Raw genomic sequence first — 23529 nt, forward strand, 5'->3', positions numbered from 1 at the left:
CCATGAACTGGAAAACAACGACAGCCGCCATGGGGTTGGCGCTGCTCGCAACGACGGGCCTCGCCCGCGCTGATGGCGAGCTGAACATCTACAATTGGGGCAACTACACCAGCCCCGACGTGATCAAGAAGTTCGAAGCCAAATACAACGTCAAGGTCACCATCACCGATTACGATTCCAACGACACCGCTTTGGCCAAGGTTCGCCAGGGCGGCACCGGTTTCGACATCGCCGTGCCGTCGCAGACCTACGTGCCGATCTGGATCAAGGAAGGCCTCGTCCAGGAGACCGATCCGGGCAAGATGGAGAACTTCAAGAACGTCGCGCCCGAATGGGCCAATCCCGACTTCGATCCCGGCCGCAAATATTCGGTGCCGTGGGCGCTGGGCACCGTCGGTGTCGTTGTCAACACCGACGTCTACAAGGGGCCGGCTGACTCGTGGGGCATCATCTTCAACACGCCGGACGAGCTCAAGGGCAAGACCAATGTCGTTCCCGAGATGAATGACGTCATTTTCGCGGCGATCAAATATGTCGGCGGCCAGCAATGCACCGACGACAAGGCGGTGCTGAAGAAGGTGCGCGATACGCTTGTCGCGGCCAAGCCGAACTGGATCGCAATGGAATACAACACCATCGAAAAGATGGGCGCCGGCGACTTCAAGGCAACCAGTGACTGGAACGGCTCGGCGCTGCGCCAGCGGCTGGCCAACCCGGCCATCCACTACAATTATCCGAAGGAAGGCTATGGCCTGTGGAGCGACAACGTCGTCGTTCTCAAGGAAGCCAAGAACGTCGAGAACGCAAAACTGTTCCAGAACTTCATCATGGATCCGGAAAACGCGGCCGGCCTCTCGGCTTTCCACCGCTACGCCAACGCTATCACCGGCTCGGACAAGTACATGCCGGCCGATATGAAGGACGCGCCGGAAGTCGTCATTCCGGAGGCCGCGAAGGCACAGGGCGAATTCCAGAAGATGTGCGCGCCGGAGATCCAGGACATCTACACCAAGATCTGGACCGAACTGCAGAAGTAACGGCAGTCTGACAGGCCCGGCGGCAGAGGCCGTCGGGCTTTTTCTTTGGAATGGCTTTCATGGACTCCTATCGCAACAGCGATCCGCGGCCACTGATCATGCAGGGCTCGCCGCCGCAATTGGTGCCGCCGAGGTTGGATTGGGACCGGCCGCCCTGGAACCGCTGGGCCTTCCAGCACATCCGCGAATTCCTTCCGACCATCGAGGTCTGGCGCGGCAATGGCCATCGCCACCGTTTCGAGCGCGCAGAGAGAGATCTCGACGCGCTGTCGGTGGAGGACAGCGAGGGCCGCCCGACAACGCTTGCCGGTCTGCTCGACGAAACCTATGCGGACGGCTTTCTCGTCCTGAAGAACGGCAAGGTCGCCTATGAGCGCTATTTCAACGGCATGGACGAGCGCACGCTGCACCTGTCGCAGTCGATGGCGAAGTCGATAACCGGCACAGTGTTCGGCATACTGGTAGGGCGTGGGCTGATCGATCCGGCCAAACCGGTGACCGCCTATCTGCCGGAGCTCGCCGAGACCGGCTGGGCCGGCGCCGGCGTGCAGCATGTGCTCGACATGACCACCGGTGTGTGCTTTTCCGAGGAATATACCGATCGCTATTCGGATATCGGCCAGGTCGATGTCGCCACCGGCTGGAAGCCGGTGCCGCCGGACAGCGATCCGGATTTCCAGTGGCCGTCGCATCTGTTCGAACTGATCCTGCGGCTGAAGGACAAGGTGCGGCCGCATGGCGCAGCGTTCGAGTACCGCTCGATCGAGACCGATGTGCTCGCCTTCATCATGGAACGGGCGACCGGCAAACGGCTGGCTCAGCTGGTGTCCGAGGAGCTGTGGCAGAAGCTCGGTGCCGACGAAAGCGCCTGCTTTACGGTCGACAGCGCCGGCTATGCGCTGGCCGATGGCGGCTTCAACGCGACGCTGCGCGACTACGCCCGCTTCGGCCAGCTGATCCTCGACAATGGCCGCGGCATCGTGCCGGCCGGGTGGATCGAGGCGACGCGCAATGGCAGGCATGGGCCGGATTTCAATCCGAGCCTGCCGGAAGGCAGCTACCGCAACCAGTTCTGGATAGAGGATCCGCGCTCGCGCGCGCTGATGTGCCGGGGCGTGTTCGGGCAGATGATCCATATCGACTGGGACACCAGCATGGTCGTGGTCAAGCTTTCGACCTATCCGGATTTCAGCAATGTTGCCTACTCCGTGGCGACGCTGAAGGCGGTGCACGCCATAGCCGAGGCGCTGGGCTGATCCCAAACAAACCATCCCTTGAGGAAACGTCCATGACCGGCAAGACCGCGTTCGAGACCCGCTACGGCTTTCGCCGCAACGAGGTGCTGCTTTCCAACTGGCGCGAAAATCCGTTCAACCGGTGGTCATTCCAGAACCTCGGCGAGATGGTGCCGATCGCCCCCATGGCGGCGACACCGGGAAGCGTCGAGGCACCGGCGCGGGATCTCGGCGAGCTGCTCGGTGAAAAGGTTTCGATTGCCGGCGCGCCGGAGACGGTGACCGAATTCCTGGCGCGTTCGAGCAGCGACGCGCTGACGGTGATGAAGGGCGGCAAGATCATCGGCGACTGGTTCGCGTCCAATATGGATTTCGGCGCCCGCCACATCGTCTTTTCAATCAGCAAGTCGATCACCGCCATCATCGCCGGCATACTGGAAGGCGAGGGCGTGTTCGATCCGCAAGCGCCGGTGACCCAGTATATCAAGGAAGCTGCCGGCTCGGCCTATGCCGATGCGAGCTGCCGGCATGTGCTCGACATGAGCGTCAGCCTCGATTTCGAGGAGGCCTATCTCGATCCCGAAAGCGCCTTTGCCCGTTATCGCCGGGCGACGCTGTGGAATCCGGGCGGCGGCACGGAAAGCCTGCGCGAATTCATCCTGACCTTGCAGCGGCTGGCCGAACCGCATGGCGAAACCTTCCGCTATCGCTCGCCCAATTCCGATCTCCTCGGCATCCTGCTCGAGCGCGCTTCGGGACAGCGTTTCCCCGACCTGATGCGCGAGAAACTGTGGCTGCCGCTCGGCGCCGTCAGCGAGGCCTCGATCGGCGTCGACATGGAAGGCACAGCACGCACCGCCGGCGGTATTTCGGTGACGCCGCGCGATCTCGCGCGGATCGGCGAGATGATGCGGCAGGGCGGAACGGCCAATGGCCGGCGCATCGTGCCGGAGGACTGGGTGCGCGACACAACTGTCACCGGCGGCAGTGCCAAGGCCTGGAAGCGCGGCACAATGGTGCCGTTGTTCCCGAAGGGACGTTACCGCAACAAATGGTACCAGACGGGTCACGAAAACGGCGCCTTCTGCGGCATCGGCATCCATGGCCAATGGCTCTACGTCAATCCGAAGGCGGAAGTGGTGATTGCAAAAATGGGGTCGCAGCCGGTGCCCGAGGACCAGGCACTCGAACGCGAGATCGTTGCCTTCTTTGAAGCGCTGAGCCGTATGGTCTGACCCGACGAAAGCATGGCGCTTTCCTGTGGACCTCGTTGACGCTTGAGAACGCTGCGGTTGGCGCGGCTGATATCAGCGCCTATGGTCGTCGCTCTTTTCGACAAGAGTGGTTGACGCAATTCCCGACCGAAAACCGTTTCACACTTTTCCTGGAATTGCCTGGAGCAGGAACGACATGGCATCAGACATCAAGCGCATCGCAGCCATCATCGCTGCCGAGATCGGCGCGCGGCCCGAACAGGCGGCTGCGGCGATCGGCCTGCTCGATGAGGGCGCGACCGTGCCGTTCGTGGCGCGTTACCGCAAGGAGGTCACCGGCGGGCTCGACGACACGCAATTGCGCGATCTTGCCGAGCGGCTGGCCTATCTGCGCGAGCTCGATGCGCGTCGCGACACCATCCTCGGTTCCATCCGCGACCAGGGCAAGCTGACCGAAGAGCTTGAAGCCAAGATCGTCGCCGCAACCACCAAGGCGGAGCTGGAAGACATCTATCTGCCCTATAAGCCCAAGCGCCGCACCAAGGCCGAGATCGCCCGGGAGCGCGGGCTGGGGCCGCTGGCCGAGGCGATCCTTGCCGACCGTTCGCTGGTGCCTGCCGAGGCGGCGCTTGCCTATGTCACCGAAGAGGTGGCCGACGCAAAGGCGGCACTCGACGGCGCGCGCGACATCCTGTCGGAACAGTTCGCCGAGAATGCCGATCTGGTCGGCAAGCTGCGCAGCTACATGAAGGAACGCGCCTTCATGCGCGCCCGCGTCGTCGACGGCAAGCAGGAAGCCGGCGCGAAATTCTCCGACTATTTCGACCATGTCGAGCGCTGGGCCAATGTGCCGAGTCATCGCGCGCTGGCGATGTTGCGCGGCCGCAACGAAGAGGTGCTCTCGCTCGACATCGAGGTCGACGCCGACGATCCGTCGCCGGTGAAGCCGGTCGAGCGGATGATCGCCAATGCCTATGCCATCGGAGGCAGCCTGCCGGGCGATCGCTGGCTGATGGAGGTTGCAGGCTGGACCTGGCGCATAAAACTGTCGCTGCACCTGACGCTCGATCTGATGCGCGACCTGCGCGAACGGGCGGAGGAAGAGGCAATCCACGTCTTTGCCCGCAATCTCAAGGACTTGCTGCTGGCAGCACCCGCCGGATCGCGGCCAACCATGGGGCTCGACCCGGGCATCCGCACCGGCGTCAAGGTCGCGGTGGTCGACGGCACCGGCAAGGTGCTGACGACGACGACGGTGTATCCGTTTCCGCCGAGGAACGATGTGCGCGGCACGCAGGCGGAACTGGCCAAGCTCATCCGCCTGCACAAGATCGAGCTGATCTCGATCGGCAACGGCACCGGCAGCCGCGAGACCGAGAAACTGGTCGCCGACATGCTGTCCGACATGCCTTCGGATGGCGGGCCGAAGCCGCTCAAGGTGATTGTCAGCGAAGCCGGCGCTTCGGTCTATTCGGCCTCGGCCACCGCGGCAGCGGAATTCCCGGGCCTCGACGTGTCGCTGCGCGGCGCGGTGTCGATCGCAAGGCGCCTGCAGGATCCACTCGCCGAACTGGTCAAGATCGAACCGAAGTCGATCGGCGTCGGCCAATACCAGCACGATGTCGACCAATACCGGCTGGGCCGCTCGCTGGAAGCGGTGGTCGAGGACGCTGTCAATGCGGTTGGCGTCGATCTCAACACCGCTTCGGCGCCGCTCTTGGCGCGCGTATCCGGCCTTGGCGCATCGCTCGCCGACGCCATCGTCGCGCATCGCGATGCGACCGGGCCGTTTGCCAGCCGCAAGGAGCTGCTCAAAGTGGCGCGGCTCGGACCGCGCGCGTTCGAACAATCCGCCGGCTTCCTGCGCATCGCCAATGGCAGCGAGCCGCTCGATGCCTCGTCGGTGCATCCGGAAGCCTATGGCGTGGCCAAGAAGATCGTCGCCGCTTGCGGCCGCGATGTGCGCGCGCTGATGGGCGACAGCGCCGCGCTCAAGGCACTCGACCCACGCGTCTTCGTCGATGAGCGTTTCGGTCCGCCGACGGTGCGCGACATCATTGCCGAGCTGGAAAAGCCCGGCCGCGATCCGCGTCCCGGTTTCAAGACGGCCACCTTCGCCGACGGCGTCGATGACATCAAGGATCTTAAGCCCGGCATGCTGCTCGAAGGCACCGTCACCAACGTCGCCGCCTTCGGCGCTTTCGTCGATATCGGCGTCCACCAGGACGGGCTGGTGCACGTCTCGCAACTGGCCGACCGTTTCGTCAAGGACGCGCATGAGGTGGTGAAGGCCGGCGACGTCGTGAAGGTGCGCGTCGTCGATGTCGACATCAAGCGCAAGCGCATTGCGCTGTCCATGCGCAAGGACGGCGGCGAGGGCGGTGCACCGAAAGGGCCGCGCGACAATGGCGGCGGCAGGCCGGCGGCACGTTCGCCGGCGCCGCAGCGTCAGCCGGAACGGCCGGCCCAGCAAGGCGCGTTCGGAGCAGCACTGGCCGATGCGCTGAAGCGGAAGTAGCTACCAGGCCAGAACAGCCGGCTCCTTCTCCACCTGGCCCAGCAGCCAGTCGCGAAAGCTGGCGACCGGCGGGTGACCGCGCTTGTCGTGCGGGACGACGAGATAGTAGGCGCTGCGGCTTTGCATCGGCTGTCCCGGTGTCGGCACGAGCTGACCGCGCTGCAGCTCGCCGGCAATGAGAACCTGCGGCAGCAGCGCGACGCCAAGCCCGGCCATGCAGGCCTGGGCGACGGTGGCGAATTGCTCGAACTGCATGCCGGGCCCGCTCGGCGCGCTGAGGCCTTGCGCTTCGAACCATTCGCTCCAGGCGCCGGGACGCGTCGTCATGTGCAGCAGCGGCAGGCGGCTGATATCGGCCGGCGTGGCGATGTCGCGGCTGGCCAGGAACTCGGGGGAAACCACGGGCATGACGGTTTCGCGCATCAGCAGCGTGGAGTCGGCGTCTGGCCAATCGGGCAGGCCGTGGTGGATGGCGGCGTCGAGGCGCTCGCGGGCGAAATCGAAACGGCCGATGCGGGTGACGAAATTGATGGTGATGTCTGGGTTTTCGGCGACGAAATCGGGGATCAGCGGCATCAGCCAGCGCGTGCCGAAGGTTGGCAGTATGGCAAGGTTCAGCATGCCGCTATGCCGATTGCTCATCAATCCAAGTGCGGCATCGCGCAATTGGCCGAGGGCCGAACGCACCGCTTCGGCATAGGTTTCGCCCGCAGGCGACAGCCTGACATTTCGGCTATCGCGTTCGAACAGCTTTCGGCCGAACTGCTCTTCCAGAAGCGCAATCTGCCTGCTGACCGCGCCCTGGGTCAAGTCGAGTTCCTGGGCGGCGGCGGTGAAGGAGCCGAGTCGGCCCACCGCCTCGAAGGCGGCAAGGGCGCTGGTGCTTGGCAAAAGGCGACGTTGGACGTTCATGATCCATTACTATCTCTCATTGATCGGGGATGCAATTTCGTTTGATTTTTTCGAGAGGGAGGCGGATAAGCCCGGGCGATCAAGATTTTTCTTTGCGCATGTCGTTGTCCCAAAACCGCTGAACACTTTTGGGCGACATGCATTTGGGAGAGACCGAGCCATGGCCGCCGACAAGAACGCGTTTGTCTGGGAAGACCCTTTCCTGATCGAGAACGAGCTCTCCGAGGATGAGCGCATGGTGCGGGATGGCGCGGCGGCGTTCGCCGCTGACAAGCTCGCACCGCGCATCGAGGAGGCTTATCTCGAGGAAAAGACCGATGCCGGCATTTTTCGCGAGATGGGCGAGGCGGGTCTGCTCGGCGTCACCATCCCGGAGGAATATGGCGGGCTCGGCGCCAACTACGTCACTTACGGTCTGGTGGCGCGCGAGGTCGAGCGGGTCGATTCGGGCTATCGCTCGATGATGTCGGTGCAATCGTCGCTGGTTATGTATCCGATCCATGCCTATGGCTCGGAGGCGCAGCGCAAGAAGTATCTGCCGAAACTGGCGTCGGGCGAATGGATCGGCTGCTTCGGCCTGACCGAGCCGGATGCCGGCTCCGATCCCGGCGGCATGAAGACGCGGGCCGAGAAGACCGCGAACGGCTACAAGATTTCCGGCTCGAAAATGTGGATTTCCAACGCCCCGATCGCCGATGTGTTCGTCGTCTGGGCGAAGTTGAAGGGCGAGAACGGCAAGGATGAAATCCGCGGCTTCGTGCTGGAAAAGGGCATGAAGGGGCTCTCGGCGCCGAAGATCGGCGGCAAGCTCAGCCTCAGAGCCTCGATCACCGGCGAGGTGGTGATGGAAGGCGTCGAGATTGGCGAAGACGCTTTGCTGCCCAATGCCAGGGGCCTCGGCGGTCCGTTCGGCTGCCTCAACCGCGCCCGCTACGGCATTTCCTGGGGCGCGATGGGCGCGGCCGAGGATTGCTGGCACCGGGCGCGTCAATATGGACTCGACCGCAAGCAGTTCGGGAGGCCGCTCGCCGGCACGCAGCTCTTCCAGAAGAAGCTCGCCGATATGCAGACCGAGATCGCGCTCGGCCTCCAGGGCTCGCTGCGCGTTGGCCGGCTGATGGACGAGGGCAAGATGGCGCCGGAGATGATCTCGATCGTCAAGCGCAACAATTGCGGCAAGGCGCTCGACATCGCCCGCCAGGCCCGCGACATGCATGGCGGCAATGGCATCCAGATCGGCTACCACGTCATGCGCCACGCGCAGAATCTGGAGACGGTCAACACCTATGAAGGCACGCATGACGTGCACGCACTGATCCTTGGACGGGCGCAGACGGGGATACAAGCCTTCTTCTGAGCCGGCTTCCGCTGCTTAAATTAGGTGCACCGCAACATCTGTGCTTGGAGATTGGCCAGCAGATGTGTCAGGGTTCGGCTGCTAAAACACCGAACTTCGAGGCCCCATGGCAATCCTGGCAGCCGTCTACCATCTGACACACTACAAATATGACCGGCCGGTGGTTCTCGGCCCACAGGTCATCAGGCTGCAGCCGGCGCCGCATTCCCGCACCAAGGTGCTGAGCCATTCGCTCAAGGTCGGACCAGCCAACCACTTCGTCAATCTGCAGCAGGATCCCTACGGGAATTTCCTCGCCCGCTTCGTCTTCCCGGAGCCGGTGACGGAATTGAAGATCGAGGTCGACCTCGTCGCCGACATGACGGTCTACAATCCGTTCGATTTCTTCGTCGAGCCGTCGGCCGAGGCATTCCCTTTCGAGTACCCCGAAGAAATCCGCGACGATCTCGCCATCTACAGGACGCCTGAACCGGCCGGGCCGCTGCTGTCGGCCTTCCTGGCAACCATCGACCGCAGTGCGCCCAACACCGTCAATTTCCTCGTCGATCTCAACGCGCAGCTGCAGCGCGAGATCGGCTATATCGTGCGCATGGAGACCGGCGTGTTCTCGCCGGAGGAGACGCTGGCCGCGAAAAAAGGCTCGTGCCGGGATTCGAGCTGGCTGCTGGTGCAAATCCTGAGGAACCTAGGCATCGCCGCGCGCTTCGTCTCCGGCTACCTGATCCAGCTGAAGCCCGATCTGGTGGCGCTCGATGGCCCGGCCGGGACTGCTGTCGACTTCACCGACCTACATGCGTGGTGCGAGGTCTATCTGCCAGGCGCCGGCTGGATCGGCTTCGACCCGACCTCGGGCCTGCTCACTGGCGAAAGCCATGTGCCGCTGGCGGCGACGCCGCATTTCCGCAATGCGGCTCCCATCTCGGGCATGGCGAGCTTTGCCAATGTCGAGTTCGGCTTCGACATGCGGGTCGACCGCATCGCCGAGCATCCGCGCATCACCAAGCCGTTCTCCGACGAGAGCTGGCAGGCGCTGGATGCGCTGGGCAACAAGGTCGACGCCGCGCTGCAGGCCGGCGACGTCAGGTTGACCATGGGTGGCGAACCGACCTTCGTGTCCATCGACGACTTCGAATCGGCGGAATGGAACACCGCCGCCGTCGGCCCGACCAAGCGCGAAAAGGCCGATGCGCTGATCCGAAAGCTGCGCGAGCGTTTCGCACCGGGCGGCTTCCTCCATTACGGCCAAGGCAAATGGTATCCGGGCGAAAGCCTGCCGCGCTGGACCTTCTCCCTCTACTGGCGCACCGACGGCCAGCCGGTGTGGAGCGATCCGTCGCTGATCGCGCGCGAGAAGAGCGACGCGAAGGTCGGACCGCAGCAGGCCGAAAGCCTGCTGACGGCAATCGCCGGCGAACTCGGCATCGATAAAGGCATGGTCAGCGAAGCCTATGAAGACCCGGCCGAATGGCTGCTCAAGGAGGGCAAGCTCCCCGACAATGTCGACCCGTCCAATTCCAAGCTGGAAGACCCGGAAGAGCGCAGCCGCATGACGAAAGTGTTCGAGCGCGGGCTGACCAAGCCGTCGGGCTATGTGCTGCCGGTGCAGCGCTGGAACAGCCAGGCTTCGGCTTCAGAGCCGCGTTGGCGTTCGGAGAAATGGAAGACAAGGCGCGGCCGGCTGTTCCTGGTGCCCGGCGATTCACCGGTTGGCTACCGCTTGCCGCTGGGCACGCTGCCCTATGTGCCGCCGGCGCAGTTCCCCTACATTGTGCCGGTCGATCCGTCACTGCCGCGCGGACCGCTGCCGGCGCGTGAAGCCATACTGCCAGAAACGGCTCCGGCAGAACTGGAAGGCGCCGACGAAATGGCGCGCCGCCAGCAGGCGATTTCGTTCACCGCGACGACCGGCCAGCAGGACCGGGTCGAGCAGGAGATCACCGAGATCGGCGGCGCGGTGCGCACCGCACTTTCGGTCGAGCCACGCGACGGGCGGCTCTGCGTGTTCATGCCGCCGGTCGAGGCGCTGGAAGATTATCTCGAACTGGTGGCAGCCGCCGAGAACGCGGCCAAGGCAATCGGCTTGCCCGTGCATATCGAAGGCTATGGGCCGCCGCACGATCCGCGCCTCAACGTCATCCGCGTGGCGCCCGATCCCGGTGTCATCGAGGTCAACATCCATCCGGCTTCGAATTGGCAAGACTGTGTGGCGACGACGACGGCGATCTACGAAGAGGCGCGGCAGACGCGGCTTGGCGCCGACAAGTTCATGATCGACGGTCGCCACACCGGCACCGGCGGCGGCAACCATGTCGTCGTCGGTGGCGCGACACCGAATGACAGCCCGTTCCTGCGCCGGCCCGATCTGCTGAAGAGCCTGGTGCTGCAATGGCAGCGGCGGCCGTCGCTGTCCTATTTGTTCTCCGGCCTGTTCATCGGCCCGACCAGCCAGGCGCCGCGCTTCGACGAGGCCCGCCACGACTCGCTCTACGAGCTCGAGATTGCGATGGCGCAGGTGCCGCACCCCGACCAGGGCAATGCACCCTTGCCATGGCTGGTCGACCGGCTGTTCCGCAATCTGCTCACCGACGTCACCGGGAATACCCACCGCTCGGAAATCTGCATCGACAAGCTTTTTTCGCCGGATGGCCCGACCGGCCGGCTCGGCCTGGTCGAGTTCCGCGGCTTCGAGATGCCGCCCAATGCGCGCATGTCGCTGGCGCAGCAGCTTCTGGTCCGCGCCATCATCGCCCGCGCGTGGAAGAACCCGCTCGACGGACGCTTCGTGCGCTGGGGGACCTCGCTGCATGACCGCTTCATGCTGCCGCATTATGTCTGGGCGGATTTCCTCGACGTGCTCGACGACCTCAAGCTCAACGGCTTCGAGTTCCGCCCCGAATGGTTCGACGCGCAGCTGGAATTCCGCTTTCCGTTCTGCGGCGAGGTGCAGCATGCCGGCATCAAGCTGGAACTGCGGCAGGCGCTGGAGCCGTGGCACGTGATGGGCGAGCAGGGCGCCATCGGCGGCACCGTGCGGTTCGTCGATTCCTCGGTCGAACGGCTGCAGGTCAGGACCGAAGGCCTAAACCCGGAACGTCATGCCATCGTCTGCAACGGCCGCGTCGTACCGATGAAGGTGACGGACAATCGCGAGGTCGCGGTGGCGGGCGTGCGCTTCAAGGCCTGGCAGCCGGCGTCGGGCCTGCATCCGGCGCTGCCGGTCAACACGCCGCTGGTCTTCGACATCTATGACCGCTGGTCGGGGCGGGCCGTAGGCGGCTGCGTCTACCATGTCGCGCATCCCGGCGGGCGCAGCTACGACACTTTCCCGGTCAACGGCAACGAGGCCGAGGCGCGGCGGCTCGCGCGCTTCGAGCCGCGCGGGCACACGCCGTCGGCCTATGTGCTGCGTAACGAAGAAGCCTCTGAAGACTTCCCGATGACCCTTGACCTCAGGCGGCCACCCAGACTCTGATCAGCGATGGCAAAGGGGAATCAGAAAAAGATACGCGGCAAGCCGCTGAGGCACAGTCTGCTGGAGCACTACCAGCCGATTGACGGTGTCGTTGACGAGATGGTCGATGCGTCGGGTCATCCGCGTCCAGCCTGGGCCGCTTTCATCGAGGCGCTGGAGGAACTGGGCCCGGAAAAGCTCGGCCAGCGCTTCGCCCGCGCCGACCAGTATCTGCGCGACGCCGGCGTCTATTACCGCGTCTACGACAAGGCCGGCGCCAATGAGCGCGAATGGCCGCTGGCGCATATTCCGCTGCTGATCGAAGACAGGGAATGGGCCGAGATCAGCGCCGGCCTCGTGCAGCGGGCCGATCTGTTCGAAGAGATCGTCGCCGACATTTACGGGCCGAACCGGCTTATCGAGAAGGGTATCCTGCCGGCCGGCCTGATTGCGGCGAGCCCTGAATATTTGCGGCCGATCGCCGGCACCCGGCCGGCCAGCGGGCATTTCCTGCATTTTTGCGCCTTCGAGCTCGGCCGCGGGCCGGATGGACGCTGGTGGGTTCTGGGCGACCGTACGCAGGCACCGTCGGGCGCCGGCTTTGCGCTGGAAAACCGCGTCGCCACCACGCGTGCGCTGTCGGACATCTATGGCGAGATGCATGTGCATCGCCTGGCCGGCTTCTTCCGCCGTTTTCGCGATGCGCTGATCGGCATGGCCAAGGAGAATGACGGCCGCGTCGCCATACTGACGCCGGGGCCGCTCAACGAGACTTATTACGAGCACGCCTATATCGCCCGCTATCTTGGCATCATGCTGCTTGAGGGCGAGGACCTGACCGTCTCCGGCGGCAAGTTGATGGTGCGCACGGTGTCCGGGCTGATGCCGATCAGCGTGCTGTGGCGACGACTCGATGCCGCCTTCGCCGATCCGCTGGAACTCAGGCCCGACTCGCAGATCGGCACGCCTGGGCTGGTCGAGGCGATCCGCCGCGGTGCCGTTTCGACCGTCAACGCGCTGGGCTCCGGCTTGATGGAGACGCGGGCGCTGCTCGCCTTCCTGCCGGAGATCTCGCGCGCATTGCGCGGCGAAGAGCTTTTGTTGCCGAGCGTCGCCACCTGGTGGTGCGGGCAGGACAGCGAACGCCGGCATGTGATTGCCAATCTCGACCGCATGGTGGTCGGCCCGGCGCTGTCGTCGCGGCTTGCCTTCGAGGACGATGATCAGACCAGGCTCGGTTCGGCGCTGACGCCTGAGGAACGCACTGCGCTGATTGGGCGGATCGAGAGCGACGGCGGCGGTTTCGTTGGCCAGGAAGCGGTGACGCTGTCGACGACGCCGGTCTGTGTCGGCGGCAGGCTGGAGCCTCGGCCGGCCAGCCTGCGCGTCTATCTGGCGCGCACGCCGGAGGGCTGGACCGTGATGCCGGGTGGTTTCGCCCGCGTTGGCCTCTCGCTCGACCCGACGGCCATCGCCATGCAGCGCGGCGGCCAGGCGGCCGACGTCTGGGTGGTCAGCGACAAGCCGGTCGAGCGCGAGACGCTGCTGCCGCAAGAGCATGACAGTTTTGCCCGCACCATGCCGGGCAGCCTGCCCAGCCGTGCGGCCGAAAACCTGACCTGGCTCGGCCGCTACATCGAGCGCTCGGAAGATACGGTGCGCATCCTGCGCGCCTATCATGTGCGGCTGGCCGAAACGTCCGATCCGGACATGCCGCTGCTCGCCGATGTCAGGGACTATCTCGAACCGTTCGGCATCGATCTCGAAGCGGCTATTCCGCCCGGATTGATCGGCACGCTGGACAGCGCCGTCTACAGCGCCGGACAGATTCGCGACCGGTTTTCGCCCGACGGCTGGCTGGCATTGAAGGACCTGTCGAAGACGATCCACCAATTCGCAACGACAGTGGCGCCGGGCGACGATGCGACGCGGGCGATGACGGTCATGCTGCGCAAGCTCGCCGGCTTTTCCGGCCTGCTGCATGAGAACATGTACCGTTTCACCGGCTGGCGTTTCCTCGAGATCGGTCGGCGCATCGAGCGCGGCATCCAGATCGCCCGCACGCTTGCCTGTCTCACCCGAGCCAGTGCGCCGGACGGCTCGCTCGACATGATGCTGGAGATCGGCGACAGCGTCATGACCCACCGCCGGCAGTATCCGGTGCGGGCCGGACGGCGCACGGTGATCGACCTGCTCGCGCTCGACCCGCTCAACCCACGCTCGATCCTATTCCAGCTTGAACGGCTGAAGACGGAAATCGGCCTCTTGCCGTCAGTCGGCCCGGAGGGGCATATGTCGGTGGCGGCCAAGGAAATCCTGCAGCTCAACACGGCAATTGCCGTCATGGAGCCATCGGAGATGTCGGCGGAGGTGCTGGACGATCTCGCCACCGAGATCGGCAACCTCTACAACAGCCTCGCCAAAGCGTATTTCGGCTAAGCAGGCTCCGCAAAAGTGTCGCGCGGTTTTGCGAGAAGAGCCTGCGCCAAACAAGAAAAGTAGGCATGCTGTACGACATCAGGCTTCATCTCAGCTACGACTATGACGCCGCGGCCGGCGGCAGCCGACATCAGGTGCGCGTGTTGCCGCCGACCATTGCGGGCGTGCAGCGTGTGGTCGCCGCCTCGCTTTCGTTTGTGCCGACCCCGTCGGAGCGCGCTGATTTTTCCGATTTCTTCGGCAACAATGTCACCGCCATCGCCTTTCGCGATGTCCATGACGGGCTTGACATCAGGATGAGTGCGCGCGTCTCGGTGTCGCGTGCGGAGCCCGGGCTCGACGTGTCGCCCGACTTGCAGCGCCTGAGGGAAGAACTCGGCGCGGTGCGGTCACTGGCGCCCGACGCACCGCATCACTTTCTCACGGCCAGCGATCATGCCGGCATCGATGCGGCGATCACCGCCTATGCACGCGGCAGCGCCAGCGGCTCGACGGTGGGCACGGCCATCGATCTGTGCAACCGCATCCATCGCGACTTCACCTATGACGGCAAGGCGACCACCGTGCATACCAGGGCAAGCGACGCCTTCCGCCTGAAGCGCGGCGTGTGCCAGGATTTCTCGCACATCATGATCGCCGGCTTGCGTGGCTTGGGCATCCCCGCCGGCTATGTGAGCGGCTTCCTGCGAACCATTCCGCCGAAGGGCAAGCCGCGGCTCGAAGGCGCCGATGCCATGCATGCCTGGGTCAAGGTGTGGTGCGGGCGCGATGCCGGCTGGCAGGAATTCGACCCGACCAACGGCATGCGGGCAAGCAACGACCATATCACCGTCGGCTACGGCCGCGACTATTCCGACGTGGCGCCGATCGTCGGCGTCTTGAAAACCACCGGTGGACAGGTCGGCGACCAGGCTGTCGACGTCATTCCGGTTGCGCTGGAGAAGGCCTGATTGCCTCAATTTGCCAGCCGCTTCGCCGCCGGCGATGCTGGTAAATACCACTTCTCAAACCGCATTGCCGCAGTTAGCTTGGTCCTGTTTTCAAGACGTTTTTTGTCGCCTGATCGCGAGATTTGCAATTGCGGGGTCTACCGTTGACACGGGTGAGCGTCGTCATTCCCGCCCACAATGCGGCGGAAACAATTCTGGAGACGCTGGCCTCGCTCAGCACGGAAGCCGCGATCATCGGCGAGATACTCATGGTCGATGATGCATCGACTGACGATACGGCGGGGGCGGCGCAGCGGATCGCGGCAAAACTTGCTCTCCCGTTGCGCGTGTTAGCCGCTAATTGCCGCGATGCTGGGGCTGCCCGAAATGTTGCCCTTGAGCAGGTGGCGTGCCCCTGGGTTTATCTGATCGACGCCGATGATCTGCATCTTGAAGGCGGTTTGCGCGCTTTGCTCCGTCGGGCGACAGGCCAGCCAAAGGCGGACATGGTCGCGGGCGCCTACAAACGTCTTGTCAACGGCCAGGACCGATCGTTCAAGGTGCCTGAAGGCTACAAGGCAGACTGTCTGGCCAACGCTGCCGCCTATCTGAAAGGCGATCTGCGGTCGGCGGCCGTGGGCAGCGTGCTGGCTTCACGCGAGCTGATAGGGGAGACGCGTTTTGCGGTCAGCCTTGCCTATGACGAGGATACGCTTTTCTGGGGGCGGCTGATGAGCCGCGCGGCAATGGCCATCATCCCCGACCCTGTTATGATCTACAAAGTTTCAAGCGAGCGGTCCGACGATCGCTTCGCGAGCAATCCGGTGCGGCGGTTCCTGGACTGGCGCAGGGAACTGCGCAAGCTCGCCGATTGCCACATCCCGCTCTCGGCGCTCAAGACCCGTGAGGGGCTTGTAAGCCTCAAGATCGCCCGTGTTCACTATGCTCGCGGCGACCTCGACAAAGCGTCGCGCTTTCTGGATGTGGCCGCAGCAGCGCCGAAGCGGTGGACGGACGCCTGGCGCGTCGTTCGCTACAGGGTCAAGATTGCTTCCAGGCGCATCTCGGCGTCGACGTCGCGAATGCAAAGCGCCGCATGACAGCCTCGCCGAGCCTGGCCGTCATCGTGATTGGGTTGCGGGCACCAGCAAAGCTGGTGGACGCTGTCAGGTCTCTGACGAGGCAGGATACGCCTTTGGAAATCGTGGTGGTCAATTCCGGCGGCGGTGACGCCAAGGCCTTGCTTTCGGGTGCTGGGCTCGATGTGCCGGTCATCGAGCTTTCTCATCAGGTGTTCGTTGGAGCCGCGCGCAACATTGGAATTGCGGCCACGAAAGCACCGTTCGTCGCTTTCCTTGCCGACGATTGTCTGGCTTGCCCCGGTTGGGCCGATGCTCGGATTCGCCATCACACCGCCGGTGCCGCAACCGTTGCCAGCGCAATTTCGAACAGTCATCCTGAAAGCCTGGTGGCCTGTGCGGCGTATCTGGCACTTTTTGCACGGCGGCTTCCTGGCCTTCCCGCCGAATTGGCGCTTCGATACGGCGTGTCATTCGACCGCAGTCTGTTCGACAGGTTCGGGCTCTTCGACGAAAACATCGCGTCGGCAGAGGACACGGATTTTCTCGGCAGACTGCCTTCAGAACTTACACCGGTCTGGGACTCGGCGATCAAAACCATCCATAGCAATGAAACGCGATTGGTCCGCCTGGTTGTCGACCAGTTCAAGCGAGGTTATCGCGGCGGAGCGTATCGCGCCACGACGACGACAACTCCACCGCTTCGATTGGCTCGTGGCACCTTCAGCGATCGACGGCAGATCAGGAAATTGGCACGCATAGGTCTTCACGGACCTGAACTGGACCTTGTAATTCGTTCCATGCCGCTAATGGTCCTGGCCGTTTTCGCCAAATCCGTCGGCGTCTATTTCGGTGCCCGGCATCACTGGAAGAAGGCTCGCCTGACCCGCAATGATCACTAGTCAACTGAAACCAGCACGTTGGCGACGTGGCCGAGTATTTTGGACCCGTCAAAGGACGATTGCAGTCTTCAGCTATCGATATGATGCGCATCTGGTTCCCGCCCTGCTTGCCAATCTGGATCCGATCGTCGACGGCTGGATAGGTTTCGATGACCGACAGGCCGAAGGCATTTTCAGCAGTGAAATCCAACGTCGCCAGCTATTGCTGAAGGCAGCTTATGATGCGCGCGCGGACTGGATCCTCGCAATAGATCCCGATGAAAGGTTGGAACACGGCGCTGCAGGGCAGATTGGAAGGCTGATAAGTCGCCGAGGGCGTGTAGCCTGGGGGTTTCATCTCCGGGAGATGTACTCGCCAAAAGATTACCGCATAGACGGAGTCTGGGGCTCGAAAATGCAACATCGGCTTTTTCGCGCCTATGATCCCTCGCGGTATCATTCAAAGGATTTGCATGGGCCATGGTATCCTCCCGACCTTGGCTTTCGGGAGAAAAACAGCGGTCTCAATCTCTATCACTTGAAAATGATCGAGCCGCGTCGTCGGTCTGGCCGTAGGGCACTCTACCAGCACCTCGATCCCAAAAACGCCATGCAGGACACGGGCTACGACTATCTGGCCGATGAGACTGGCGCCCGTTTTGAGACAATCGCACCCGGTCGCGACTACCATCCGCCCCATATCGACGATGGCGGGATCTGGATGGCCAGCCCGGGCGCCAACGGCAAAAACTGGCTTCCAGACGTTTGACCGGAACCCATTCGCCGCCTGACGCTTATCTCCTGGATCATCGATGGAGCAGGCATGCTGGGCAGGTGGGGTGAACTTTCGGTTGATGCTGCCGAGGGCAGCGGGAAAGGGCAGGCGCGCGGCCAAGTTTCCGCCGAACAGGCTTCGTTGACCTATGTCAGCGACAGCGAGCCCGGTATCCGCCGCCTGAAGGCGGGCGAGGGATTTTCCTACAGGAGCTCAAAAGGGCAGAAGGTCGGCGCGGCGGCAATCGCTCGCATCAAGGCGCTGGCCATTCCGCCGGCCTGGACGGATGTGTGGATTTCGCCCGATCCCGCCGGCCATATCCAGGCGACCGGCCGCGACCAGCGCGGGCGCAAGCAGTATCGTTACCATCCGCTATGGGCCGCCGAGCGTGACGGCGCCAAATATTCGAGCCTTGTCGCCTTTGCCGAAAGCCTGCCGGAATTGCGTCGCCGCATCGATGCCGATCTGCGCCGCCGCGGCCTGCCGGCCGAGCGCGTCGTGGCGGCAATCGTCTGGCTGCTCGACAACACGATGATCCGGGTCGGCAATGCCGCCTATGCGCGCGACAACAAGAGTTTTGGGCTGACCACGCTGCGCGACCGCCACGTCGACATCCAGGGGTCAAGCCTGCGCTTTGCCTTCAAGGGCAAATCCGGCAAGGAATGGAAACTGAAGCTTGTCGACCGCCGCATCGCGAAGGTTGTGCGCGGCGCGCAGGACATACCGGGGCAAAAGCTGTTCCAGTATCTGGGTGAGGACGGCGCCCGGCATCCGGTTCGCTCCGACGACGTCAACCGCTACATCCGCGACGCTGTACGAGAAGATTTCAGCTCCAAGCATTTCCGCACCTGGGGCGGCACGATCCATGCCGCGTCGCTGTTTGCGCAGACGGAGCTTCCCGAAAGCCAGGCCGGGGTGAAGCGGGTGATGAATATCGTCATCGACAAGGTGGCCGAGCGGCTGGGTAACACGCGAGCCGTCTGCCGCAAATGCTATATCCATCCGCAGGTGTTCGAAGCGTGGGCGCAAGGACGGCTGCTCAGCGAAATGACCGAGGCCAACAAGCGCAAGCGATCGATAGACGGTCTCGACGACGAGGAGGCGCTGGTGCTTAGGTGGCTGAAGGTTCGGGAAGGCTGACCAAATCGCCATAAATTTTTTGTCGACGCCGTGTCGGCATCGGTCCTACTGTTTCGTCCTTTGACAGAGAAAGGACTTGCCATGCTCTACGCTATCCTCTGCTACGCCTCCGAAGACGTCGTCTGCTCTTGGAGCAAGGAACAGGACGACGAGGTCATGACCAATCTTCTGGCAGTGCAGGAAAAGTATGCCGTGGCCGGCCGGCTTGGCCCGGTGGCGCGGCTGTTGCCGACCACCGCCGCGACGACGCTGCGCAAGGTCAAGGGCGAGCCCGTCGTCATCGACGGCCCGTTTGCAGAGACCAAGGAACAGTTCCTCGGCTTCTATACGCTCGAATGCGCCGATCTCGACGAGGCCGTCGATTTCGCGCGCGAGCTTTCCGAGGTCAATCCGAGCGGCGGTTCCTACGAGATACGTCCGGTTTCCATCTTCAATCCCGCCAGAGTGCCCGCATGACCGAACTTGCCTGGATCAGCAACGCGATCAGCACCGCCCGTCCGCAGGTGATGGGCGCGCTGCTGCGCTATTTCCGCGACCTCGACGCCGCGGAAGAGGCTTTCCAGGACGCGTGCCTCAGGGCGCTGAAGAACTGGCCGCAGAACGGGCCACCGCGCGATCCGGCGGCCTGGCTGATCTTTGTCGGCCGCAACAGCGGCATCGATGCGGTGCGCAAGCGCGCCAAGCAGGCGCCGATGCCGGAAGAGGACCAGATATCGGACCTCGAAGACGCCGAGAGCGATATCGCCGAGCGGCTGGACGGCGCGCATTACCGCGACGATATCCTGCGGCTCCTATTCATCTGCTGCCATCCGGACCTGCCGGCGACGCAGCAGATCGCGGTCGCCTTGCGCATCGTCTCCGGTCTCACCGTCAAGCAGATCGCGCGCGCCTTCCTGGTCGGCGAAAGCGCCATGGAGCAGCGCATCACCCGCGCCAAGGCGCGCATTGCCGACGCCGGCGTGCCCTTCGAGACACCGGGCGCGGTCGAACGGTCGGAGCGGCTCGCCGCGGTCGCCGCCATGGTCTACCTGATCTTCAACGAGGGCTATTCGACCAACAGCGGCGAAGCGCCGGCGCGTGCGCCGCTTTGCGAAGAGGCAATCCGGCTGGCGCGGCTATTGCTCAGGCTGTTCCAGACCGAGCCGGAGATCATGGGGCTGACAGCGCTGCTGTTGCTGCAGCATGCCCGTGCGCCGGCCCGTTTCGACGGCAATGGCGAGATCGTGCTGCTCGACGACCAGGATCGTTCACTGTGGAGCCGCAAGATGATCGACGAGGGCCTGGCGCTTGTCGACAAGGCGCTGCGCCACCAGAAGCCCGGACCCTATCAGGTGCAGGCGGCGATCGCCGCACTGCATGCGCGGGCGGCAACGCCCGAGGATACCGACTGGACCGAGATCGACCTGCTCTACAGCCTGCTGGAAGTGATGCAGCCATCGCCGGTGGTGACACTGAACCGCGCGGTCGCGGTCGCCAAGGTGCGCGGCCCGGAAGCCGCCCTTGCCATGATCGAACCGCTCGGCGAAAGGCTGTCCGGCTATTTCCACTTCTTCGGCCTCAAAGGCGGCCTGTTGATGCAGCTCGACCGCGGCGAGGAGGCGCGTGTCGCCTTCGACCGTGCCATTGCACTCGCCAATACGGCGGCAGAAGCCGCCCATATCCGCATGCATATCGATCGGCTGATGAGGGATGGCGCCGCAAAGGCCCCCGCGAAGACAGCTCACTGAAGCCTGTTCCCTTCTGGCTCAATCGTGCAATCCCGGCTTGGACCATGCCGGGGTGGCGATTTTCCCCTGAAACGAGTAATGCCACGCCATGACAGCGCCTGAGGTGCCTGCGGAACGCCGGCGACGTGGCGCGAAGGCTCGACCGCCGCCACATGATGGCGAGCGGATCTGAAAGGGATAAAAATGACGATAGCGAAGGAAACGGCTGAACTTCTGGCGAAACTGGGCGTGGCCAAGGATGCGCTTGCCGGCGGCGATCTCATCGTGCGCAGCCCGGTGACGGGCGAACAGATCGCGGCGCTGAAGACGATTTCACTGGCTGAGGCCGCCAGGACCATCGACGCCGCGCACACGGCGTTCCAGGCCTGGCGGATAGTACCGGGTCCCCGGCGCGGCGAACTGGTGCGGCTGCTCGGCGAGGAGCTGCGCGCGCACAAAGCCGAGCTGGGCCGTCTGGTGTCGATCGAGGTCGGCAAGATCCCGTCCGAAGGCCTCGGCGAAGTGCAGGAAATGATCGACATCTGCGATTTCGCGGTCGGGCTTTCCCGCCAGCTCTACGGCCTGACCATCGCCACCGAACGTCCGGGCCATCGGATGATGGAAACCTGGCATCCGCTCGGCGTCGTCGGTGTCATCTCGGCCTTCAACTTCCCGGTTGCGGTGTGGTCCTGGAATGCGGCACTCGCGCTGGTCTGCGGCGACGCAGTGGTGTGGAAGCCGTCGGAAAAGACGCCGCTGACGGCGCTCGCCTGCGAGGCGATTTTTGCCCGCGTGGTCAAGCGCTTCGGCGCTGACGCGCCGCAGGGGCTGGCGCCGGTGCTGATCGGTGATCGCACCGTCGGCGAGATCCTGGTCGACCATCCCAAGGTGCCGCTGGTCTCGGCCACTGGCTCGACGCGCATGGGCCGGGATGTCGGCCCAAGGCTGGCCAAGCGCTTTGCCCGCGCCGTGCTGGAACTCGGCGGCAATAATGCCGGCATCGTCTGCCCGTCCGCCGATCTCGACATGGCGCTGCGCGCCATTGCCTTCGGCGCCATGGGCACTGCCGGCCAGCGCTGCACGACGCTGCGGCGCCTGTTCGTGCATGACAGCGTCTATGATGCGCTGCTGCCCCGGTTGAAGAAAGCCTATGAGAGTGTTTCGGTGGGCAATCCGCTGGAGACTTCCTCGCTGGTCGGGCCGCTGATCGACAAGACGGCTTTCGACGCCATGCAGAAGGCGCTGAAGGAAGCCGGCGCCCATGGCGGCAAGGTGACCGGCGGCACGCGGGTCGAGAATGGCCATCCCGACGCCTACTACGTGCATCCGGCGCTGGTCGAAATGCCGAAGCAGGTTGCGCCGGTGACGGAAGAAACTTTCGCGCCGATCCTCTATGTAATGAAATATTCCGACTTCGACGCCGTGCTTGACGAGCACAATGCGGTCGGCGCCGGGCTGTCATCGTCGATCTTCACGCGTGACCTGCAGGAATCCGAGCGCTTCCTCGGCGTCGACGGCTCGGATTGCGGCATCGCCAACGTCAATATCGGCACATCGGGCGCCGAGATCGGTGGCGCGTTCGGCGGCGAGAAGGAAACCGGCGGCGGCCGCGAAAGCGGCTCGGATGCCTGGAAGGCCTATATGCGCCGCGCCACCAACACGGTGAACTATTCCAAGGCGTTGCCGCTGGCGCAGGGCGTTTCGTTCGACATCGATTGAGGTGGTGCGCCGGCTTCCCTGACCAGTTGATCCATCCCGATTCAGTCGGGATGGATCGCTATCGTTCTGCCTGGATCGTTCCGCTTGCCGGCAATGGAAACGATGCCGCGAAAGCGGCATCGATGACCGCAAGCTTGGCGGCCTGAACGGTCATGTATTCCTGGTAGAAGCTGTTCGAGACCCACATTACCGAATGCCCGCGCCGGCCCATCCAGCCGACGCTGCCGAGCTTTTCGGCCTCGCGCAATTTGCGCGCCAGATGAGTGCGGGAGAGTTTTAACCAACTAGCGAATTCGCCGATCGAAACCACGCTGGTCGGGATCTGGTCGAGGCCGGCATGATCAGGGTCGATGCCCGACATCAGCCGATCCATGACGATGCCGCCATTGTTGAGCCAGATGAACAGCGAGAAGGTCTGCTTTGGCTCGCGCACCGGGTTGGAGGAAAGCAGGCCTTCCGCCACCATCGGCTGCAACCTGGCGATCATGCCGTGATGCTCGAGAAACAGGGTGAGGCGGTTGCCGCCGTCGAGACCGTCGAGCGTGCGCAGATGCGCGATCACCCAGCCGTCGAATTCCTTCAGCGTCGCCGCCGTCACCTGAAAGGGGTGGGCCCGTCCGTCGCCGGTGTGCGGCAGGTATTCGATGATGTGATAGTGCAGCATCTCCTTGATGAAGGCCTCGGCCGTGTTGCGGCTGGCGACGGAATAGCGAAGCACGGCATCGATGAAGCGGGCGAGGGTAAGTTCCGTGCGGGGATCGCGCCGGTCGCGGGCGAAATGCAGGGCAAGGCCGGTGTGAGCCAGCAGCCAACGCTGTTGCGTGGCGAACACGGCGGCCAGGCGCGGGCTCGTTTCATAGATGTGCAGCAGCGCCTTCGACTGCGCCTGGACATAACGATGCAGCGCCGGATGGCCGGCAATATATTCGAAATTCAGCGCCATCCTCCTCGTCCTCCGGCCAGCCCCCGGCAGCGAAGACGCAATCACATTTCCAGCCTTAGACGCCCGTGTCCAGCCATGCCAACCCGGACAAAAGGCCTAGAGCCGTCAATCGTTCCACAGACACGTTGAAATCGCTCCATCTCTTTGATTTTGCGGCAATTGCGATGGCGAAGGCGCCACGCGCTTTTTCTGTT

17 protein-coding genes are annotated in these 23529 nt (G+C 63.8%); 15 read left to right on the plus strand and 2 right to left on the minus strand.

Going from position 1 to position 23529, the window contains the following annotated elements; all coding sequences use genetic code 11:
* The first annotated feature begins 2 nt into the window (after positions 1-2).
* The 4 genes from ACWGTO_RS09435 (at position 3) to ACWGTO_RS09450 (ending at position 6004) form a co-directional block, all read left to right on the plus strand.
* Positions 3-1037, plus strand: coding sequence for an ABC transporter substrate-binding protein (locus ACWGTO_RS09435; RefSeq protein WP_454574583.1), 1035 nt, complete (start codon positions 3-5; stop codon positions 1035-1037).
* 59 nt (positions 1038-1096) lie between these two features.
* On the plus strand, positions 1097-2293 hold the full coding sequence (locus ACWGTO_RS09440; protein WP_454574584.1) for a serine hydrolase domain-containing protein: 1197 nt from the start codon (positions 1097-1099) through the stop codon (positions 2291-2293).
* A gap of 32 nt (positions 2294-2325) precedes the next feature.
* The gene (locus tag ACWGTO_RS09445) at positions 2326-3507 is read left to right on the plus strand and encodes a serine hydrolase domain-containing protein (protein WP_454574585.1); all 1182 of its coding nucleotides are present in this window, start codon (positions 2326-2328) and stop codon (positions 3505-3507) included.
* Between the two features lie 175 nt (positions 3508-3682).
* Positions 3683-6004, plus strand: a complete 2322-nt coding sequence (locus ACWGTO_RS09450; protein ID WP_454574586.1) for a Tex family protein — start codon at positions 3683-3685, stop codon at positions 6002-6004.
* Here ACWGTO_RS09450 and ACWGTO_RS09455 read toward each other — a convergent pair whose 3' ends face one another.
* The gene (locus tag ACWGTO_RS09455) at positions 6005-6916 is read right to left on the minus strand and encodes a LysR family transcriptional regulator (protein ID WP_454574587.1); all 912 of its coding nucleotides are present in this window, start codon (positions 6914-6916) and stop codon (positions 6005-6007) included. It lies immediately after the preceding gene.
* A gap of 160 nt (positions 6917-7076) precedes the next feature.
* Between ACWGTO_RS09455 and ACWGTO_RS09460 the strand changes: the two genes are divergently transcribed.
* From ACWGTO_RS09460 to amaB, 11 genes are all read left to right on the plus strand, one after another.
* Positions 7077-8273, plus strand: a complete 1197-nt coding sequence (locus tag ACWGTO_RS09460) for an acyl-CoA dehydrogenase (protein WP_454574588.1) — start codon at positions 7077-7079, stop codon at positions 8271-8273.
* A gap of 106 nt (positions 8274-8379) precedes the next feature.
* Positions 8380-11745 carry a transglutaminase family protein gene (locus tag ACWGTO_RS09465; protein WP_454574589.1) on the plus strand — a complete coding sequence of 1122 codons (3366 nt, stop codon included), beginning with the start codon at positions 8380-8382 and terminating at the stop codon, positions 11743-11745.
* Positions 11746-11751: 6 nt separating this feature from the next.
* A complete protein-coding gene (locus ACWGTO_RS09470) occupies positions 11752-14163 on the plus strand; it encodes a circularly permuted type 2 ATP-grasp protein (protein WP_454574590.1) in 2412 nt (803 codons plus the stop codon).
* A gap of 65 nt (positions 14164-14228) precedes the next feature.
* Complete coding sequence (locus tag ACWGTO_RS09475) at positions 14229-15113, plus strand: transglutaminase family protein (protein WP_454574591.1); 885 nt, start codon at positions 14229-14231, stop codon at positions 15111-15113.
* A gap of 152 nt (positions 15114-15265) precedes the next feature.
* Complete coding sequence (locus ACWGTO_RS09480) at positions 15266-16192, plus strand: glycosyltransferase family 2 protein (protein ID WP_454574592.1); 927 nt, start codon at positions 15266-15268, stop codon at positions 16190-16192.
* On the plus strand, positions 16189-17073 hold the full coding sequence (locus ACWGTO_RS09485; RefSeq protein WP_454574593.1) for a glycosyltransferase family 2 protein: 885 nt from the start codon (positions 16189-16191) through the stop codon (positions 17071-17073). Before ACWGTO_RS09480 ends, ACWGTO_RS09485 begins: the two co-directional genes overlap by 4 nt.
* Entirely contained in the window at positions 17063-17821 is a 759-nt protein-coding gene (locus tag ACWGTO_RS09490) for a hypothetical protein (RefSeq protein WP_454574594.1), read from the plus strand. The genes ACWGTO_RS09485 and ACWGTO_RS09490 overlap by 11 nt, the downstream gene beginning before the upstream one ends.
* Positions 17822-17875: 54 nt before the next feature.
* Positions 17876-18967, plus strand: a complete 1092-nt coding sequence (locus ACWGTO_RS09495; protein ID WP_454574595.1) for a DNA topoisomerase IB — start codon at positions 17876-17878, stop codon at positions 18965-18967.
* Between the two features lie 81 nt (positions 18968-19048).
* Positions 19049-19423, plus strand: coding sequence for a YciI family protein (locus tag ACWGTO_RS09500; RefSeq protein WP_454574596.1), 375 nt, complete (start codon positions 19049-19051; stop codon positions 19421-19423).
* Positions 19420-20694: an RNA polymerase sigma factor gene (locus ACWGTO_RS09505; RefSeq protein ID WP_454574597.1), complete on the plus strand. Its 1275-nt coding sequence runs from the start codon at positions 19420-19422 to the stop codon at positions 20692-20694. The genes ACWGTO_RS09500 and ACWGTO_RS09505 overlap by 4 nt, the downstream gene beginning before the upstream one ends.
* Before the next feature lie 183 nt (positions 20695-20877).
* Complete coding sequence (gene amaB / locus ACWGTO_RS09510) at positions 20878-22392, plus strand: L-piperidine-6-carboxylate dehydrogenase (RefSeq protein ID WP_454574598.1); 1515 nt, start codon at positions 20878-20880, stop codon at positions 22390-22392.
* Between the two features lie 58 nt (positions 22393-22450).
* Here the strand turns inward: amaB and ACWGTO_RS09515 are convergent, their stop codons facing one another.
* The gene (locus ACWGTO_RS09515) at positions 22451-23335 is read right to left on the minus strand and encodes a hypothetical protein (protein WP_454574599.1); all 885 of its coding nucleotides are present in this window, start codon (positions 23333-23335) and stop codon (positions 22451-22453) included.
* Between the last annotated feature and the right edge of the window lie 194 nt (positions 23336-23529).

This window comes from Mesorhizobium sp. PL10 (assembly GCF_053714315.1).

Coding starts and splice junctions, on each gene's coding strand:
- ACWGTO_RS09470 (WP_454574590.1), top strand. CDS start 11,752: ATGGCAAAGGGGAATCAGAAAAAGATACGCGGCAAGCCGCTGAGGCAC.
- ACWGTO_RS09460 (WP_454574588.1), top strand. CDS start 7,077: ATGGCCGCCGACAAGAACGCGTTTGTCTGGGAAGACCCTTTCCTGATC.
- ACWGTO_RS09500 (WP_454574596.1), top strand. CDS start 19,049: ATGCTCTACGCTATCCTCTGCTACGCCTCCGAAGACGTCGTCTGCTCT.
- ACWGTO_RS09435 (WP_454574583.1), top strand. CDS start 3: ATGAACTGGAAAACAACGACAGCCGCCATGGGGTTGGCGCTGCTCGCA.
- amaB (WP_454574598.1), top strand. CDS start 20,878: ATGACGATAGCGAAGGAAACGGCTGAACTTCTGGCGAAACTGGGCGTG.
- ACWGTO_RS09475 (WP_454574591.1), top strand. CDS start 14,229: ATGCTGTACGACATCAGGCTTCATCTCAGCTACGACTATGACGCCGCG.
- ACWGTO_RS09505 (WP_454574597.1), top strand. CDS start 19,420: ATGACCGAACTTGCCTGGATCAGCAACGCGATCAGCACCGCCCGTCCG.
- ACWGTO_RS09445 (WP_454574585.1), top strand. CDS start 2,326: ATGACCGGCAAGACCGCGTTCGAGACCCGCTACGGCTTTCGCCGCAAC.
- ACWGTO_RS09455 (WP_454574587.1), bottom strand. CDS start 6,916: ATGAACGTCCAACGTCGCCTTTTGCCAAGCACCAGCGCCCTTGCCGCC.
- ACWGTO_RS09450 (WP_454574586.1), top strand. CDS start 3,683: ATGGCATCAGACATCAAGCGCATCGCAGCCATCATCGCTGCCGAGATC.
- ACWGTO_RS09465 (WP_454574589.1), top strand. CDS start 8,380: ATGGCAATCCTGGCAGCCGTCTACCATCTGACACACTACAAATATGAC.
- ACWGTO_RS09440 (WP_454574584.1), top strand. CDS start 1,097: ATGGACTCCTATCGCAACAGCGATCCGCGGCCACTGATCATGCAGGGC.
- ACWGTO_RS09485 (WP_454574593.1), top strand. CDS start 16,189: ATGACAGCCTCGCCGAGCCTGGCCGTCATCGTGATTGGGTTGCGGGCA.
- ACWGTO_RS09495 (WP_454574595.1), top strand. CDS start 17,876: ATGCTGGGCAGGTGGGGTGAACTTTCGGTTGATGCTGCCGAGGGCAGC.
- ACWGTO_RS09490 (WP_454574594.1), top strand. CDS start 17,063: ATGATCACTAGTCAACTGAAACCAGCACGTTGGCGACGTGGCCGAGTA.
- ACWGTO_RS09515 (WP_454574599.1), bottom strand. CDS start 23,335: ATGGCGCTGAATTTCGAATATATTGCCGGCCATCCGGCGCTGCATCGT.